The organism is Azospirillum sp. B4, from assembly GCF_000333275.1.
Taxonomy (GTDB): Bacteria; Pseudomonadota; Alphaproteobacteria; order Azospirillales; family Azospirillaceae; genus Nitrospirillum.
Map to the genome: position 1 here is coordinate 83,823 of NZ_BACU01000416.1, position 17,113 is coordinate 100,935.

Sequence of the window (17,113 nt, forward strand, 5' to 3'; positions counted from 1 at the left end):
CGCCGGCCGTCACCCGTGCCTGCGCCGTCACGGCCGGTCAGTAGCGCCGGGCGATGTTGACCGGTAGCGGGACCCTGCGGATTTCCTCAATAAGCTTGGTCAGCACCGTACCCTGGCCAATTTCCTCGAAGGTGGGCTCCGGCTCCTGCAGCAGATACTGTATCGACTCAACCCAGCGCACCGGATGGTCGATCTGCTGGACAAGGTTATGGGCGATTTCATCGTCGCGGTAGGGCAGGGCCGTCAGGTTGCTGATCACCGGAAGCATGAGGGGTGACAGTTTGAAGCCCGCGATGTAGGCCCCAAACTCGGCCTTGGTCGGGGCCATATAGCGCGAATGGAACGCGGTGCGCACGTTCAGCGGCACGACGCGCACGCCCTTGCGCGACTCAAGGTAAGGCGCCACCCGTTCCAGCGCCTCCTTCGGCCCCGCCAGGACCGACTGGCGCGGTGAGTTGTGGTTGGCTAGGTCGATGGTGGTCTCACCCGCCTCGGCCAGCATCTCGCGGATGTTGGTGATGTCCTCGCCCACGACGGCGGCCATGCCTCCGCCCGAGGCATTGCCCATGAGCGCACCGCGCTGCCGCACCAGCTTCAGCCCGTCGGTGAAGGAGAAGGCCTCGGCGGCGAACAACGCGTTGTATTCACCCAGGCTGTGGCCGGCGACAAACTCGGGCGTGTCGCCCAGCTGCTCGACACGCCGCCGATACGCCATGGCACCCACGACGTAAAGGGCCGGCTGGGTATACTGCGTGCGAACCAGATTGCCATCAGGGTCGTCGAGGCACAGGGTGCGGATCGAATACCCCAGGATCTCGTCGGCCTCCCGCTCCATATCCCGAAAGCTGTCGAACAGATCCTTGCCCATGCCGCGGGCCTGGGACCCCTGGCCGGGGAAGACGAAAATCCGGGTCATCCGACGCACTCCACCACACGTTCGAGGGTTTGCAGGTCGCGGCAGAACTGGTTCATCACCGGCAGGGCGGTCGCCGCCACCTCCCGCCGCAGGCGAATGAAGCCCGCCAAGGTGCCGGATGGCCCGACATCGATCAGGATGGATGCCGGGTTCGCCGCGAATTCCTGGATGGTGTCGGCGAAGCGGACCACGCCGCGATTGACGCCCCAGAAATGCGCGGCGTCCAGCGTCTCCACCGGGCGTGCCAGCGCGCAGGAAACCATCGGCAGCCGGAGACGGCCGAAGCCCAGCTGCTCCACGATTTCCAAAAAGCCGTGGCGCACCGGCTCCACCAGCGGCGAATGAAATCCGAACCGCACCGGCAGCACGACGGACACCAGCTGCCGGGCGTCCAGCCAGTCGAGAAACGGTGCCAAATCCGCTTCCGCCATCGCCACCACCATGTGGCCGGGCCCATTGATCGCCGCGATATGAATTCGGTCACGCCATTCCGGCGCGGTGTCGAGCAGTTCCACGCGGTTCAACACGGCGACCAGCCGACCGGGCGGCGCTGACCGCTCATACAAGGCCGCTTGCGCCCGCAAGGCCCAAAACGCCTGATCCAGCGACAGCGCCCCGGCGACCACCGCGGCGATGGTTTCACCCAGGCTGTAGCCGATCACCAGATCGGGCACCACGCCCCGGGCCGCCAGCGCTTCGGTCAGCGCCCAGCCCACCGCCAGCAGGACCGGATGGGTCTCGGCCAGGCGATCGAACCGCGCGGTATCGGCCATTGGGCGTGAGAACAGGATCTCGGTGATGGTCCGGCCTTCGATCGGTCCGCAGATGGCTTCCGCGCGCCGAAGGGCGTCACGATAGGCGGGATCGCCATCGTAAAGCGTGCGACCCATCTGGAAATATTGCGCCCCTTGGCCGGAATACATGAAGGCGACGCGCTTCATACCGGGCGCCCCACAGCCATCTCCACCAACGATACCTCGGTAAAATCATCCGTTTCGGCCAGCATCGCGAAATGTCGCGGGTTCATCGTGCCGACGGCGCAGGCGCCCAAACCGACATCCAGAGCCGCCAGGTGCAGGATGCCCAGCGCCGCGCCGGCGTCGAGCAACGCCAAACGATAGGCGATCGCTTCATATTTCCACGCCAACTGCGGCAGGCGGGCGGCCAGCACCACCACGGCGGGCGGTGGCGTGCCGGGCCGCTGGGTGAAAGCCGCGACCGTTTCGAACATCCGGTCCAGCGCTGGGGCCGGACCGGCGACCAGATCGAGCCGGTCGGCCAGGGCATCGTGGCGCCAGAGACCAGGCGCCAGGCCATCGACCGCCCGGACCGCCAGATATCCGACGATCTCCCCCAGTCCGCCAGCGGCCGGAACCGGCCGTTCGACCCAGCTTTCCAACCCGGCGCGACGACGTCCGGTGATCCGCAGCGTACGGGAGAACAACGCCTCCATCTGGGCCCGTGACGGCGGACGGTCGGCGAAATCACGCACGGACCGGCGCTGTTCCAGCAGGTGATGCAGCGGGGCTGATTCAGCGGGTGCCGGTTTCGGCGGCGCTGGCGGCTCCTCCGCCCAAGCGGGCGCGGGCTTGGGCAGGACGCCCTTGAACCGTTCGGTCGGCCCGACCCTCACCGCTTCATGCGCCGGCCGGGTTGCCGCGTGGAACAGCCGATCCTGGAAGGACCAGATCTGGCGCGTGGGGGCCTCTGGCCTGGCGGTGAGGAAGCCCGCGCGGCCCAGAAGCTGATAGGCCGGCGCGTCGGTCTCCGTTGGGGCACCCGCCATGATGCGGGCGATGGCGGCCCCGGCGGCCGGAGAAAGCAGGAGCCGGCAGGCGGCTTCAGGTGATTCCAACACCGCCACGCCGGCATCGCGGCGCAAATAGGCGAACCGGTCGATATCAAGGCCCGCCGTGGCCGCCTCCAGCGGTTCGAAGCGGTGGGTCAGGGGCTGGATAATGGCGAATGGATCCAGGTCGCCCTTGGCGCTCCCCGTTTCAGCGCACCATTCCAACCGGCCGGCAAGCCGCAGCCGCTCCAGCGTGACCAGCGCGCGCCCTGTATCGGGCAGGCGGGCGAGGTCTGCTTCGCCCAATCCATGGGTGTCGGCAAGACGTGTCAGCAGGTCCGCCGCAGCGGCCGATGGCAGGTCGAGGCGCAGCCGGCCGCCGTCACCGAATGTCAGCGCCACGGTGCTGCCATCGGCCACCGCGTGCGCGTGTGGATCCGCCAACCGCCAGGCGAGTGCCAACTCAGGCATCTGCCACGGCCTCGCTGCGGCGTGCGCTGGCCGCGCCATCGCTGAACCAGTGGCGCCGACGCTCGAAGGGGTAGGTTGGCAACAGGACGCGGGGCCGGCGCAGCCCATCATCCACCGCTGACCAGTCGATCGCGGCACCGCCGGCGTAGGCGCGCGCGAGGATCGCCATCAAACCGGCCCACGGACCATCGGCAAGGCCCAAGGCGGGATAGACATCAAGGGCCAGGCCCCCCGCCGCCACCATGCTGGCCAGCATGGGCACCGGTGCGCACTCGACGGCCAAACCCGGCGCCATCTCCGACAACACCCGGGCGGCGCTGTTGAAGCGGGCGGGATGGCGAAGATGGCGGGCCCAATAGTCCGGCGTGGCGACCGCCTCGTTCGCGACGGCCGCTTCCAGGGAAGAGATATAGGTGATGGTGGGCGGGGCCAGCGTCGCGGCACCGGCGGCGGCGGCGAATTCCGCCAGGATCGGTTCCATCAGCGCGGAATGGAACGCGTGCGCCACCGGCAGGCGGTGGCACCGCAGACCGCCGGCCTTGGCCGTGGCGATCAGCGCCAGCACGTCCTCGGTTGGGCCGCTGACCACCGTCTGGTTTGGCGCGTTGTAGGCGGCGACAGCCACGGTGCTGGCTGCCAGCAAGGGCGCCAACTGTTCCGCGCTGGCCTCGATGGCGGCCATGGCGCCATCGCCGGGTGCGGTCGCGACCAGCCTGGCCCGGTGGGCGACCAGCCGGGCGCCGTCCTCCAACGAGAAGATGCCTGCGGTTTCGGCGGCGGCGAATTCGCCCAGGGAATGGCCCAGCACGATGGTCGGCTTCACGCCCCAGGCGTGCAGCAACGCGGACAGTCCGGCCTGCACCGCATAGATCGCCGGCTGCGCCAGCAGCTCGAGGGCTGTAGGGTCGTCACCGTAGAGCGCGGCGGTGAGCGACCGGCCCAGCACCTCCCGCACCGGCGCCTCGCAGCGTTCGATCACCGCGCGGAAGGCGGGCGCGGCTTCGAACTGCGCGGCGGCCATGGCGGGATGGTGCCCGCCCTGGCCGCTGAACAGCAAGGCGACCCCCTCCGGTGTCGCGGCGGCGCCAGCCTCGACGCCACCGGTATCGCCGGCCGCGTACCGGCGCAGCGCGTCGACCACGGTGGCCTTCGTCCGGGCCGCGATGGCGAGGCGATGGCGAAAATGCGCGCGGCCGGTCGTCACCGTATGCGCGGCATCGGCCAGCGGCGCGTCCAGGGCTTCGATCGCGTCCGCATGCTGGAGGGCAAGGTCGGCGAGGGCCGTCGGTGTGGGGGCGGACAGGGCGTAGACATGATGGTCGCGTCTGTCCACGGGCGCGTCCGCCGCCGGTTCCGGCGCGCTCAGCACCAGATGCGCCAGCGTGCCGCTATAACCGAAAGCGCTGATGCCGGCGACCGGGCGGGATGAGGGCCAGCTCATGGGCGCGGTGGGTACGATGGACGGGATCGCGGCGGGGTCGAAGCCGGCGGCCGGAACCGTATAGTGCTGATTGGGCGGGATCGCGCCATGGCGGAAAGACTGGAGCAGCTTGATCACGCCGGTGACGCCCGCTGCCGCTTCCATATGGCCGACAGCGCTTTTCACCGCCCCCAGCACCAGGGGCCGTTGGCGACCGGCGAACACCTGGGCCAGGGCGCCGGCCTCCACCACGTCACCCACCGCGGTGCCGGTGCCGTGCATTTCGACCATGTCGATCTCATCGGGACCGACCCCAGCCACCTCCAGGGCGCGCCGGATCAACGCTTCCTGGGCGGCGCCATTGGGGGCGGCGAAGCCGTTGGAGGCGCCGTCCTGGCCCAAGGCCCCACCCAGCACCACGGCCTCGATCCGGTCGCCTTCCGCCAGCGCGTCGTCCAGCCGCTTCAGCAGCACGACGCCGCAGCCTTCGGCCCGGCCGTAGCCGCTGGCGGCCGCGTCCAGTGTCCGGCACCGCGCGTCGGCGGACAGGATGCCGGCTTGCGAGAAGGCGATGCTCAGTTCCGGCGACAGGACGGCGCTGACGCCACCGCAGACGGCCAGGTTGATGTCACCCGCCTGCAGCGCGCGGCAGGCGGTATGGATGGTGACCAGCGATGAGGAACAGGCCGTATCGATGGCGATGGCCGGCCCTTGGAAACCATAAAAATAGGCCAGCCGCCCCGACGCGCCGGCGGCCGATCCGCCCAAGCTGTAGGCCATGGACAGCCTGATCGCCTGGATGTCCTTCGCCTGAAGAACTTCATAGTCGTGGCTGAATTGACCGACGTAGACACCGGTCAGGCTACCGGTCAGCCGTTTCGGATCGATGCCGGCGCGCTCGAACGCTTGCCAACTGGCTTCAAGCAGCAAGCGCTGCTGCGGATCCAGCCGGGCGGCTTCGCGCCGGGACAAATGGAAGAAGCCGGCATCGAACAGGTCGATGCCATCGATGAAGCCGCCCTCGGCGCTGTTCATCAGCCCGGGCGTGCCCGGTTCGTCCGCCGTCAGGGTTGCGGCGTCCCAGCGCCAGGAGGGGACCGGTCGAATTGCGTCGGTGCCATCGATCAAATTCCGCCACAGCGCCTCGGGATCCGCAGCACCCGGGAACCGGCCGGCATGGCCGATGATCGCGATTGGCTGCCAACCCGTGCTGGTGGCGGGCAGGTACGGGCGGCCCACCGCCGGCGCGGTCGGGGTTTGTGGAGCCTTGGCCGGCTCGGACGTGGTGAGTGCCCGCGTGATGGCATCGGCGCTGGGGAAGCGGAAGAGGAACCCCGGATCGATGGGGCGGCCGAGGCGCGTGGCGAGAAGCTGACGCAACTCCTGCAAATCCAGGGAGTCGAGCCCCAGTTCCCGCAGCGGGCGGTCCGGGGCGAATGCCTCGGCATGATCAGGCCGCAGCAGGGCCTTGATGGTTCCGTGCACGACGGTGGCGACATCCAAGGCCTCACCGGCAGCCGCCTTGGTGTCGTCCCGCCCTGCCACCCGCAGGTCGCCGCGACGCGCATAGCTGATCAGGACGCCGAAGCCGCGATTATCGGCGTCAGTTGGCCGGAAGCCCGGAACCAAGCCCTCGATCCGCGCGCCCCGTTGAGCATGGAAGCGCAAGATGGGGTCGATCGGCAGTCCGCCCGGGTCGGACAGGCGGAGATAGTCCGCCGGTTCCAGGTCGGGCCGGGCCGGATAGTCACCGAACCGGGTCACGCCGACGATGGTGGTGACGCCCGGCTTGCAGGAGGCCCAGTCGAGCACGAAATCCAGCAGCAGGCCGCCGAGGCCGGCCGGCGCGTCCGGCAGCACGACGGCGCCCATCAGTTGCACCACCGGGCCTTCGGCCAAGGGTGCCGCCAGGAACTCATCCAGGGTGCGGCCATGCACGGCCCCTGGTGCCGGCAGCCGGCCGATATAGACCGCCGCGGCGACGGTTCCAGCGACGTCGGCCACGATGACGCTGCCTGGGTGATCCGAAAGCAAGGCCAGGATGCGGTCCCGGCCGAACCGGAGGGCGGGAACCCAGCCGGCTTCATCCAGGGCCAGCAGGCTTTCAAGGTCCGCTGGTTCGGCCAGCCGGACGCGATAGCCGCGCTTCTCGTACCAGGCGAGCGTGATGCGGGTGAACGGCAGCGAGCGGGGATAGCGGACCAGGGACCCCGCCCGCGGGAACAGGCCGACCTCCGCCATGGCCAGCAGGAAGGTGTCCGCTTCGACCAGATGCTGGCCTGACAGGGCGTGGTAGGCGTCGAAGTGCAGGTTCTCGCAGTCATCGAGATGTCCCGCGACGGTGGCGGCGGGCAGTGCGTGCACTTCGGCGATGGCGAGCCCGCCTTCACCCACCGTATCGGACCAGGCGCCAAGGTGCTCGACCAGGGCCTGGACCGCGTCGGCGGGATCGATCTCCCCGCCATCGGGCGCCGCATAGACGCCGCGCAGCCCATGCCGCCGCCGCCGGGCCGCCGCCGCCGCGTCCAACGGGGGACGCCACTGGCGATCATGATCGAGGAAGGAGCGAACATGCAACGTCCGCCGGCCGCCCAAACCGATCGCGCCCAATCGTTCCATCAGTTCCGCCGGGCGATCGATATTGGCCTCAACCAATCGATGCGGCACATCCCGCCGCGACAGCGTGGCGCCGGCCTCCGCCAAGGCCGCGGCGTTAAGGTCGGCCGCCACCATCACCGGCCAGGCCCGGTCGCGGCCCGGAACCGCATGCGCGGCGTCATGGATCGCCAACAGCAGCGAACCGTCGCCCGCCCCCATGTCGACCACGACCTCCGGTTCCTCATCGGGTTGGCTGCCGTCGAACCGGGCGTGCAGCAGGGCGACCAGGTCGGCGAAGAACCTGTGATGCTGGAAGCCGCTGCCGGTGACGTTGAGCCCCCGGTCGACGTGAGTTTCAATTCCGCCGACCGCCGCCATCGCCGCCGGCGCGTCGCCGAACAGCAGGGCATCCACCTGGGCCAGCATCCGGCGATAGGAAAGTGTCGTTGCCAGGTTGAGCCCGCGCTCAAGCATGCTGGCGCCGACGGCGTCTGACCGCAGCGTCTCGCCCTCGCATCCGCCCCAGCCGGCGGAGCGCCAGAGCTGGTCAACCACGGCGACGGCGTCGTGGCTCAACCCGGTCAGCGGCAGGCGCGACCAGTCGACGATGCCCATGGCCGCCCCATGCCCGGAGAGCGCGATCAGCATTGGTCCGAACACCAGGCCGTCCAGCATTTCGGCGAGGAACGCTTCGGCCCCGTGCCACCGTGCCGTGACGGCGGGCAGCCAGTGGCCAAGAAGCCCCAGGGCTGCCGGGTCACGCAGTCCATCCATCGGCGGCACCGCCAGCAATTCGGCGATACCGGCCGGGATTTTCGTCCGTTCCTCGGCCCTCGGAAGAAGGATGAGGCCGTCCGCTGTCTCTTCCAGCCAATCGAGGCTGGTCAGCAACCGCACAGCCGCCGCGAGATGCCCGGCGTTGGCGTCATAGCGGGCGACCAGCGTCTCCCACGTCACTGGGCCGGCATGGGCCAGATACTCCAGCACCCCACGCCGCTCCAGTGCGGCGAGAATCGGAATGGCGACGTAACCGTGAGAATAGCGATTGAGCCGATCAAGCATCGCCGGTCCAAATCTGGGAATGCGCCATGGAGACGTGGGAATTCAAGATTGGGACGGGAACAGGGCGAGCTGCCGCGTCAATCCACTCGGTAGACGAGAAATGTTAAAGCATTAGCCGAGGGTGCACAACCGTCGATATGCAAAGGATGGCGACGTGCGTTTACGTCCATGTAAGTGGCCTGGATCGGTGGTCGCTCTGGGCAGGGCATGTGAAGCGCGCCGGGAATGCGGTCAGCCATCCCCCACCGTTTCCGGGGCGGCGGCCCGTAGCGGCCCGGTCGCGGCATGGCGCCGGGACGGGCTTGCGTCGATCCGCCGGAACCTGGCCAGCGCCTGGCCCGCGTGGTGGCGGCTTCAGGCGGAAGGCTTGGCGGCCGTTGAATAAGGATTGTGTCCCCCTCTCGCCCTGCAACGATCCGGCGGCGCCGCGTCCTGGGAATACGAACATTCGGCCCATGAAGGCGGAGGCCGGGCCGTGACATGCGGCTCGGCAGATCTTCGAGTCCACCGTGAGGACTCGCCGCCCAACCTCCGGCCACAACCTACGTAATACAAACTAAAGGTTATATCCGTCCTATCGGGCGACACCAGCCTCGAAAGGGGGCGAGGTGCATCAGGATAGGTTGTCCAGCGCAATTCCGAACTGCGCCCATGGCCGGCTGGCGCGCCGCAGGGGCATATAGATTAAGAAACCGTAAAAGATTCTCGTAAGAGGATATGGCTACCACCGTATTTTTTCACATATGACCCGCACCTGTACGGAATAAGTTGAAAAAGGTGTGGAAGGGAATGTCAGCAAATTTACCAAATCCCACCAAATCTTACAAAGCTCGCTCCTAGTGGTAACTCTGTAAGATTTTGTAAGTTTTCCAGGGGTGAGCGGTCATTACGCGGACATCTGCGAGATTAAATTGACTTAAAGATCTTCATCCGCCAGATGAAGGCAGCGACCTTGTCTTTTGGGGCAGGGCGGGGGCTCAGGGCGGGGCGCTTTGGCTTCCGGTACGTCAGTAGGGTTGGGTGGGCAAAAGCGGATTTGGGCGTGAGGGCATAGTCCTCCGATATACTCCCAAAGCCGCGCTTCTCGTCTCCCAACCCGAAGGCGGTAAAAACCATTGGTTGGGAGTCAGGTGGCATGGCGAAGCAGACGGTTACGCGCGGCAATGGCAACAGGAAGACGCGGCAGGCCTTCCTGCTGGGGGCATCGGCCGTGGCCATTGGCGTGGGCCTGGCGGCCCCGAAGTCGGCGTGGGCCGCCAACTGCGGCAGCTTCTCCACCAACTCCACCATCGGATCAGTGGCGAACTGCACGTCATTCGTCTGGACCGGCACACTGGGCACCGTCATCAACAACGGCACATTGGTGGCAAGCTCGACGGGTACCGTCAGCAATTCCGACGGCTTAAGCATCCAGGGCGGCAAGACGCTGACCGCCCTATTCAATAACAACTTCATCGGTGGAATCATCAGCGGCGGCACGCTGGGCACCCTGATCAATACCGGCAGCATCGGCGGCGCGGTCACCGGCATTTCCATTGGCACCGCGGGGTCCGTTGGCGGCATCGCCAACAGCGGCCTGATCGTCGGCAATGTCCTGAACAATTCGGCCGTTGACCTCAGCATCACCGGCGGTTCGGGGGCGACGCTGGGCACCTTCACCGGCGTGTCGGGCAAGGGCTCGATCATCAACACGCTGAGCAATATCGTGATCACCGGCGGCAACCTGCTGATCAACGACAATGTCAATGTCGGCAGCGGCACCTTGATCAGCCGGGGCACCAACCTGACCATCGCCGCCGGTTCCACCATCACCGGCAACTATTACAATACCCTCTCCACCAACACGCTGACCACCAGCGGCCTGACGGTGACGGGCCGCGTGACGCTGATCACCGGCACCATCGTCCCGTCCTTCAGCAGTGCGGGCAATTACATCGTCGGCACGGCCGCCAGCCTGATCTATTCGCCGACTGGCATCTCCAACCTCGGCTCCGCCTTCCAGTCCGTCCAGGCGCCGACCGGCGCGCATTTCTCCAACATCGGCGCCAGCGGCACGACGCTGATCTATTACAACCCGCTGATGGATTATGTCGGCGGCGCCCAGGCCTCGATCAGCATCGGCAGCACCGTGCTGAACGGCACGTCGACCATTTATCCCACGGCGCTGTACATCGCCAGCACCGGCACCTTGGGCACCCTGACCAACACCGGCACCATCCGCGGCGACATCATCAACCTCAGTGCCAGCGACCTGAGCATTCGTGGCGGCACGCTGACCACCATCGGTACGTTGACGGGCTATTCCAATTCCATCGGCACCATTACCAACACCACCAGCAACGTGGTGCTGGCGTCGGGTAACCTACGGGTTAACGACATCATCAACCTCGGCACCAACACGCTGATCAACAACGGTGCCAACCTGACCTTCGGCACCCTGGGCACCATCAGCCTGACCGGCAACTTCGCCCAGACCTCCACCCTGGGCACGCTGGCGCTGGGTACCAACCTGCTGTCCATCAGCGGCGCCGCCAGCATCGCCGGCACGGTGCTGAGCAATTTCACCACCACCGTCAACCACACGGTGGGTGAAGCCATCACCCTGATCTCGGCGGCCGGCGGCCTGACCCTCGGCTATGGCACGCTGACCGGCGTGGTCAGTTCCTCGGGCACCGGCATCAACGTGACCGGCACCACCAGCGGCAACGAGCTGCTGGCGATGGTCCAGAATTATTATATCGCGGGTACCTACGGCACCGTCACCAACAGTGGCACCCTGACCGCGGCCTCGGCGGTGTACGTCGCCTCCACCGGCACGCTGGGGGCGGTGTCCAACACCGGCGTCATCCAGGGCAACATCGTCAACAACAGTGTCCGCGACCTGACCCTGCTGGGTGGGTCGGCAGGCACCTTCGGCACGTTCACCGGCCTCGCCGGCGGCACGGCGGTGGGCACCATCACCAACACCGCCAGCAATGTCACCGTGTCCGGCAACGTGCTGCTGAACGATGGCGTCAACGTCACCGGCCACACGCTGGTCGCCGACGGTGCCACCGTGCGCCTGAACCAGCCCATGGCCATCACCGGCAACTATAGCCAGACGGGCGGCCAGTTGCTGGAGCTGTCGGCCGTCACGGGTGGCGAGCTGGTGGTCAGCGGCGCCGCCATCGTCAGCGGCGTCAGCTACTCCGTTGTCGGCGCCAGCAGCCTGCTGAACTTGCTGCAGGGACCCGCCGGCGCCACGCCCATCATCGCCGGCGGCGTGGGGTCCAGCTACACCAGCATCACCTACAACAGCGGCATCACCGGCCTGACCCTGGGCGGCTACACCCAGGGCACCAGCCTGTGGGGCACCGTCCTCAACGACTATATCGGCAGCAGCTATGCGTCGCGCGTCGTCGGCGCCGGTACCCTCCTGTCCTCACCCAGCGTGCAGACGCTGATCTACATCGCCACCACCGGCACCCTGGGCACGCTGTCCAACAGCGGCACGATCCAGGGCAACATCGCCAACAACGGCGCGGCCGACCTCAACCTGCGGGGCGGCATCTCGACCTGGGGCACCTTCGCCGGCGCCGGCGGCACGCTGGGCACCATCACCAACACCAACAGCAACGTGGTGGTTTCGGGCGGCCAGGTCTATCTGGCCGACCAGGTCAACGTCGGCAGCGGCCTGCTGTACAACACCGGCGGCACCCTGGGCGTGGCGCCGGGCGTGACGGTCACGGGCAACTACCTGCAGAACAGCGCCAACGGCACCCTGGTCCTTGGGGCGGGCGCCCCCCTTGTGGTCAGCGGTTCGGCCACCATCAGCGACGGCTACATCAAGGTCGGCAGCTTCGACAGCCTCACCAACCATGTGGCGGGAGATAGCACGATCTTGGTGCAGGCGGGGGCGGCCTCCAGCTACACCCTGGTCAGCAGCCAGAGCGTGCCGGTGGTCCAGTCCAACGTGGGTGGCCTGGGCGTCATCGGCACCCAGGTGGGCAACAACCTGCAGGCCGTGGTCGAGAACGATTACTTCGGCACCTCCACCGCCGCCTTCACCCAGGCCGGCACCATTGTGCTGGGCACCAACAGCCAGGCCAGCGCCGCCCTTTACGTGGCGGGCACCGCCACCATCGGCACCCTGACCAACACCGGCGTGCTGAACGGCGAGGCCAACCTCGGCAACGGCATCTTCATGGGCTCGTCGGGCACGCTGGGCGCCTCCATCGGCACGCTCGTCAACAGCGGCACCATCGCTGGCCGCGTGGGTGTCGCCAACTACAACGGCGTCATCGGCACCATCGACAACAGTGGCCAGATCCTGGACAGCCTGCCCAACTCGGGCATCTATAACGGCAACACCATCGGCCTGGTGAACAACCAGGCGGCCGGCACCATCGCCGGCGCCTACGGCATCGCCAACAGCAACCTGCTCGGCACCATCCTGAACGCCGGGCTGGTCGCCGGTTCCATCACCAGCGGGTCGACCACCGCGGTGGGGGTGGCCAACTACGGTACGCTCAACACCCTGACCAACAGCGGCCGCATCCTGGCCACGGCCGCGCGCATCGCGGATGGCGTGCTGAACTACGGCACCCTGGGCACCCTGACCAATGCCACGGGCGGCACCATCGGTGCCAGCGGCACCATCGTCAGCGGCACCAGCAACATCATCGCCGGCGTGAGCAACGGCGGCACCATCGGCACCCTGACCAACAGCGGCCTGGTCACCGTCACCGGCCGCAACACCGTCACCGGTTTCAACGTCATCGCCGGCATTGCCAACCTGTCGGGCGGTACGATCGGCGTGCTGGCCAACACCAGCACCATCGCGGCATCCGGCAGCATCACCGATTTCAACCAGTCCCGCCTGGCGGGCGTGTTCAACGCCGGGGTGGTCGGCACGCTGTCCAACACCGTGGGCGCGGTCATCAGCGGCCAGGTCTATGGCGTGGACAACTATGCCAGCGGCAGCATCGCCCAATTCGCCAACGCCGGCACCATCACCTCCACCTCCCGCTCGGCCCTGTTCAACGAGGGCACGATCGGCACGCTGAGCAACAGCGGCGTCATCCGGGGCGCCAATACCGGCCTGTTGACTGGGGGCACCCACAGCACCATCGTCAGCCTGATCAATGACGGCCTGATCCAGGGCGTGAACTACCAGGGCGTCGCCCTCCTCGCCAACACCACCATCGTCAGCCTAGTCAATACCGGAACCATCCTGGGCGGCAGTTCGGCCGTCGACAATTTCGGCACCATCGGCACCCTGACCAACAGCGGGACCATCCAGGGACAGACAGCGCTGCGCGTGGGCAGCAGCGGCACCATCGGCACGCTGACCAACGCCGGCACCATCGCCGGCTCCATCATCAACGGTGCGGCCACCGCGCTGACCATAGCCGGCGGCGGCGGCACGGTGGTGGGCGTGCTGACGGGGGCCAGCGGCAGCGTTGGCAGCGCCGACAAGGGCCGGATCACCAGCACCGGCGCGGACCTGGTGTTCAGCAGCGGCAATCTGCTGCTGAACGACGACATCACCGCCACCGGCCGCACTGTGGTCAACGCCGGCGCCTCGCTGCAGCTTGCCAACGGCATCTCCATCACCGGTACCTACGCGCAAGGGTCCACGGCCACCTTGGCGCTGGCCAACGGGGCGGTGCTGACGGTCTCCGGCGCCGCCAGCGCCACGGTGGGCACGGTCACCTCCAGCGGCTTCAACGCCACCGGCAACTACACGGCCGGTTCCAGCAATGTCACCCTGATCCAGGGCGGCGCTGGTTCGTCCTACAACGCCACGGTGGTGGCGGGCGGCGGCATCACCGGCCTGGGCCTGGTGGGCAGCGTCTCGGGCAATAACCTGCTGGCGGTCATCGGCAACGACTATGTCGGCGGCACCCTGGCGACGCTGAGCAACACCGGCGCCCTGACCTACACCGGGGCCAATACCGGGGCGGTTTACGTCGCCTCGACCGGCAGCCTGGGCACGTTGGCCAACAGCGGCACCATCACCGGCTCCATCGCGGTGGAGGTGGCGTCGGGCGGCACGCTGGGCCAGGTGGTCAACACCGGCACCATCAGCGGCAACCTGGTCAACCTGTCGACCAACGGGCTTGTCCTGTCGGGCGGCACGGTCGCCGGCACCTACACCGGCGGCACCATCACCAGCACCTTGGCCAACGTGACGCTGGCATCGGGCGCCATCGTCCTCAACGACACGGTCAACGTCGGTTCCGGCACCCTGGTCAACGGCGGCGCGGCGGTGGCGCTCAACACCGTGGTCAGCGTCACGGGCGCCTACAGCCAGTCCACGGGCACGCTGGCGCTGGGCACCAGCGGCCAACTGGTGGTCAGTGGTGCGGCCAGCATCACCGGCGGCACGGTCAGCACCAGCGGCTTCAGCGCCGGCGGCAACTACCTCGTGGGCGGCACCACGGCCACGCTGGTGCAGGGTGGCGTGGGCTCCAGCTACGCTGGGGCGGTGGTCACGGCGGGCAGCATCGCGGGCCTGGCCCTCGCTGGCGCCACCAGTGGCACCAACCTGGTGATGAGCCAGGGCAACGACTACATCGGCGGCACGCTGTCGGGCGCCAACAACACCACCATCCTGACGGCGGCGACGGCGCTGTACGTGGCCTCCACCGGCAGCCTCGGGGCGTTCGCCAACAACAGCACGCTGGCCACGCTGACGGGCACGGTGGGTCCGGCGGTCTATGACGCCGGCATCATCGGCACGCTCAGCAACACGCGCGGCACCATCATCGGCAGCGGCAACGGTGTGGCCGTGTCCATCGCCAGCGGCGGTGTGCTGGGCACCCTGGTCAACACCGGCGTCATCGCCGGCGACATCATCAACAGCGGCACGGGCGCGCTGACCATCGTCGGCGACAGCGGCACCCGTTACGGCACGCTGACTGGCACGCTGACCAATCAGGGCATGATCAGCAACACCGGCGGCAACGTTGTGCTGTCTGGCGGCCTGGTGCTGAATGACGGGTTCAGTGTCGGGTCCAACACGGTGGTCAACAACGGCGGCACGCTGAGCCTGCCGGGCGTTGTCAGCATCGCCGGCAACTTCCGCCAGGCGACCGGCACCCTGGGTATCAACGTCGGCACTGGCCAGTTGGTGGTCAGCAGCACGGCCAGCCTGACCGGCGGCATGGTGCGCGGCACCCTGGTCAGCACCTCCAACTATCTGGCGGGCGAGGCCTATACCCTGGTGCAGGGCGGGGCGGGCTCCGCCTACACCGGCCAGGCGGTGACCCTGGTCGGCGTGTCGGCGGTGCAGAGCACCTTCTCCACCGCCACCCTGGGCGGCAATGTCGACCTGCTGCTGTCCATCACCAACGACTATGTCGGCGGCAGCCTGGGCAGCCTGGCCAACGCTGGCAGCATCGGCGGCAACAACGCCGTGGTGGTGGGGACTGGCGGCGTCCTGGGCACCTTCAACAACACCGGCACCTTGGGCGCCAACTTCGCTCTGACCAACCAGGGCACGATCGCCACCATCCTCAACAGCGGCCGCATCGTTGGCGGCAGCACGGCCGTCAGCAACACCGGATCCATCGGCCTGCTGTCCAACAGCGGCACGATCAGCGGCGCCAGCCTGGGCCTCTACACCAGCGGCCGGCTGGGCACGCTGGTCAACGCCGGTCTGCTGACCGCGCAGTCGCAGGCCCTGTACATCGACACCGGCGCCACCCTGGGCACCCTCGTCAACAGCGGCATCATCGCCGGCAACGTCACCAACGCCGGCACCGCGCCCCTGGTCATCCAGGGTGGCACGGGCACGCAGGTGGGTACGCTTACCGGCTACAGTGGCCTGGGCACCCTCACCAACACCGGGTCGGACGTGACCCTGGTGTCGGGCAACCTGCTGCTGAACGACCGGGTGGTGGTGACGGGCCATACCCTGGTCAACAGCGGCGCGGCGCTGCGGCTGGGCACCATCCTGACCGTCAGCGGCAACTACGCCCAGTCGTCGGGCGCGCTTGACGTCGGTGGTGGCCAACTGTCGGTAACGGGTGCCGCGGTGATGACCGGAGGCACCGTGGTCGCGACGCTCGTGTCCAACGCCACCTACCTGGCGGGAACCACGGCGGCAACGCTGGTCAGCGGCGGCACGGGGTCCAGCTACACCGGCCTGGCTTATGGCAGCGGCGTTGTGGGGCTGGAGGTAACCGGCAGCGTCGGGGGCAACAGCCTGTATGCCATGGGTCTGAACGACTATGTCGGCGGCACGCTGGGGACGCTGAGCAACAGTGGCACGGTCTCGGCCAACAACGCGGTGTATGTGGCGGGCGGCGCCCGGCTGGGCACGCTGTTCAACACCGGCACGCTGCTGGGGGCGACGGCGGCGGTCAACGTGGTGGGCAGCCTCACCAGCATCCAGAACGGGCCGCTGACGATCGGCACCAGCCTGGGGGTGATGGCGGGCGGCATCGGCGTGCTCAACCAGGGCACGCTGGGCACGCTGACCAGCTACGGCACCATCCTTGGCACCACGGGTGCGGCCTTGGACAACCGGGGCACCCTGTTCGGCCTGGGCAACGCCGGGACCATGACGGGCGTGACCAGCGGCGTGAGCAATAGCGGTTCCGTCACCATCTTCCAGAACGCGGGCCTGGTCTCCGGTTCCATCGGCATCGACAACAGCGGGACCCTGGGGCTGCTGGGCAATATCGGCTTCGGCACGCTGATGGGCAGCATCGTCGGGTCGGCGACCGGCATCCGCAACAGCGGGGTCATGGGCACGCTGCTGAACCAGGGCCTGCTGGCCGGGGCCACGGCCGTCTACAACGGCGCCTCGGCGACGCTGGGCGTGATCTCCAACAGCGGCACCATCAGCGGCAACATCGTCAACCTGTCG

Annotated in this window: 5 protein-coding genes; 1 reads left to right on the forward strand and 4 read right to left on the reverse strand. The window is 67.7% G+C overall.

From position 1 onward, the window contains the following. Nucleotides 1–37 precede the first annotated feature (37 nt). From fabD to I55_RS33230, 4 genes are read right to left on the reverse strand one after another with little or no spacing between them, the layout of a single operon-like run. Complete coding sequence (fabD, locus tag I55_RS18590; RefSeq protein ID WP_044562071.1) at nt 38–916, reverse strand: ACP S-malonyltransferase; 879 nt, start codon at nt 914–916, stop codon at nt 38–40. Further along, nucleotides 913–1,857, reverse strand: coding sequence for an acyltransferase domain-containing protein (locus tag I55_RS18595; protein WP_044562072.1), 945 nt, complete (start codon nt 1,855–1,857; stop codon nt 913–915). Before I55_RS18595 ends, fabD begins: the two co-directional genes overlap by 4 nt. Further along, entirely contained in the window at nt 1,854–3,176 is a 1,323-nt protein-coding gene (locus tag I55_RS18600; protein WP_044562073.1) for a SagB family peptide dehydrogenase, read from the reverse strand. Before I55_RS18600 ends, I55_RS18595 begins: the two co-directional genes overlap by 4 nt. Beyond that, entirely contained in the window at nt 3,169–8,181 is a 5,013-nt protein-coding gene (locus tag I55_RS33230) for a type I polyketide synthase (RefSeq protein WP_049974262.1), read from the reverse strand. Before I55_RS33230 ends, I55_RS18600 begins: the two co-directional genes overlap by 8 nt. Before the next feature lie 1,210 nt (nt 8,182–9,391). Here I55_RS33230 and I55_RS18615 point away from each other — a divergent pair. Then, a partial coding sequence (locus tag I55_RS18615; RefSeq protein WP_044562075.1) for an S-layer family protein occupies nt 9,392–17,113 on the forward strand: 7,722 nt, incomplete at its 3' end.

Coding starts and splice junctions, on each gene's coding strand:
- fabD (WP_044562071.1), bottom strand. CDS start 916: ATGACCCGGATTTTCGTCTTCCCCGGCCAGGGGTCCCAGGCCCGCGGC.
- I55_RS18595 (WP_044562072.1), bottom strand. CDS start 1,857: ATGAAGCGCGTCGCCTTCATGTATTCCGGCCAAGGGGCGCAATATTTC.
- I55_RS18600 (WP_044562073.1), bottom strand. CDS start 3,176: ATGCCTGAGTTGGCACTCGCCTGGCGGTTGGCGGATCCACACGCGCAC.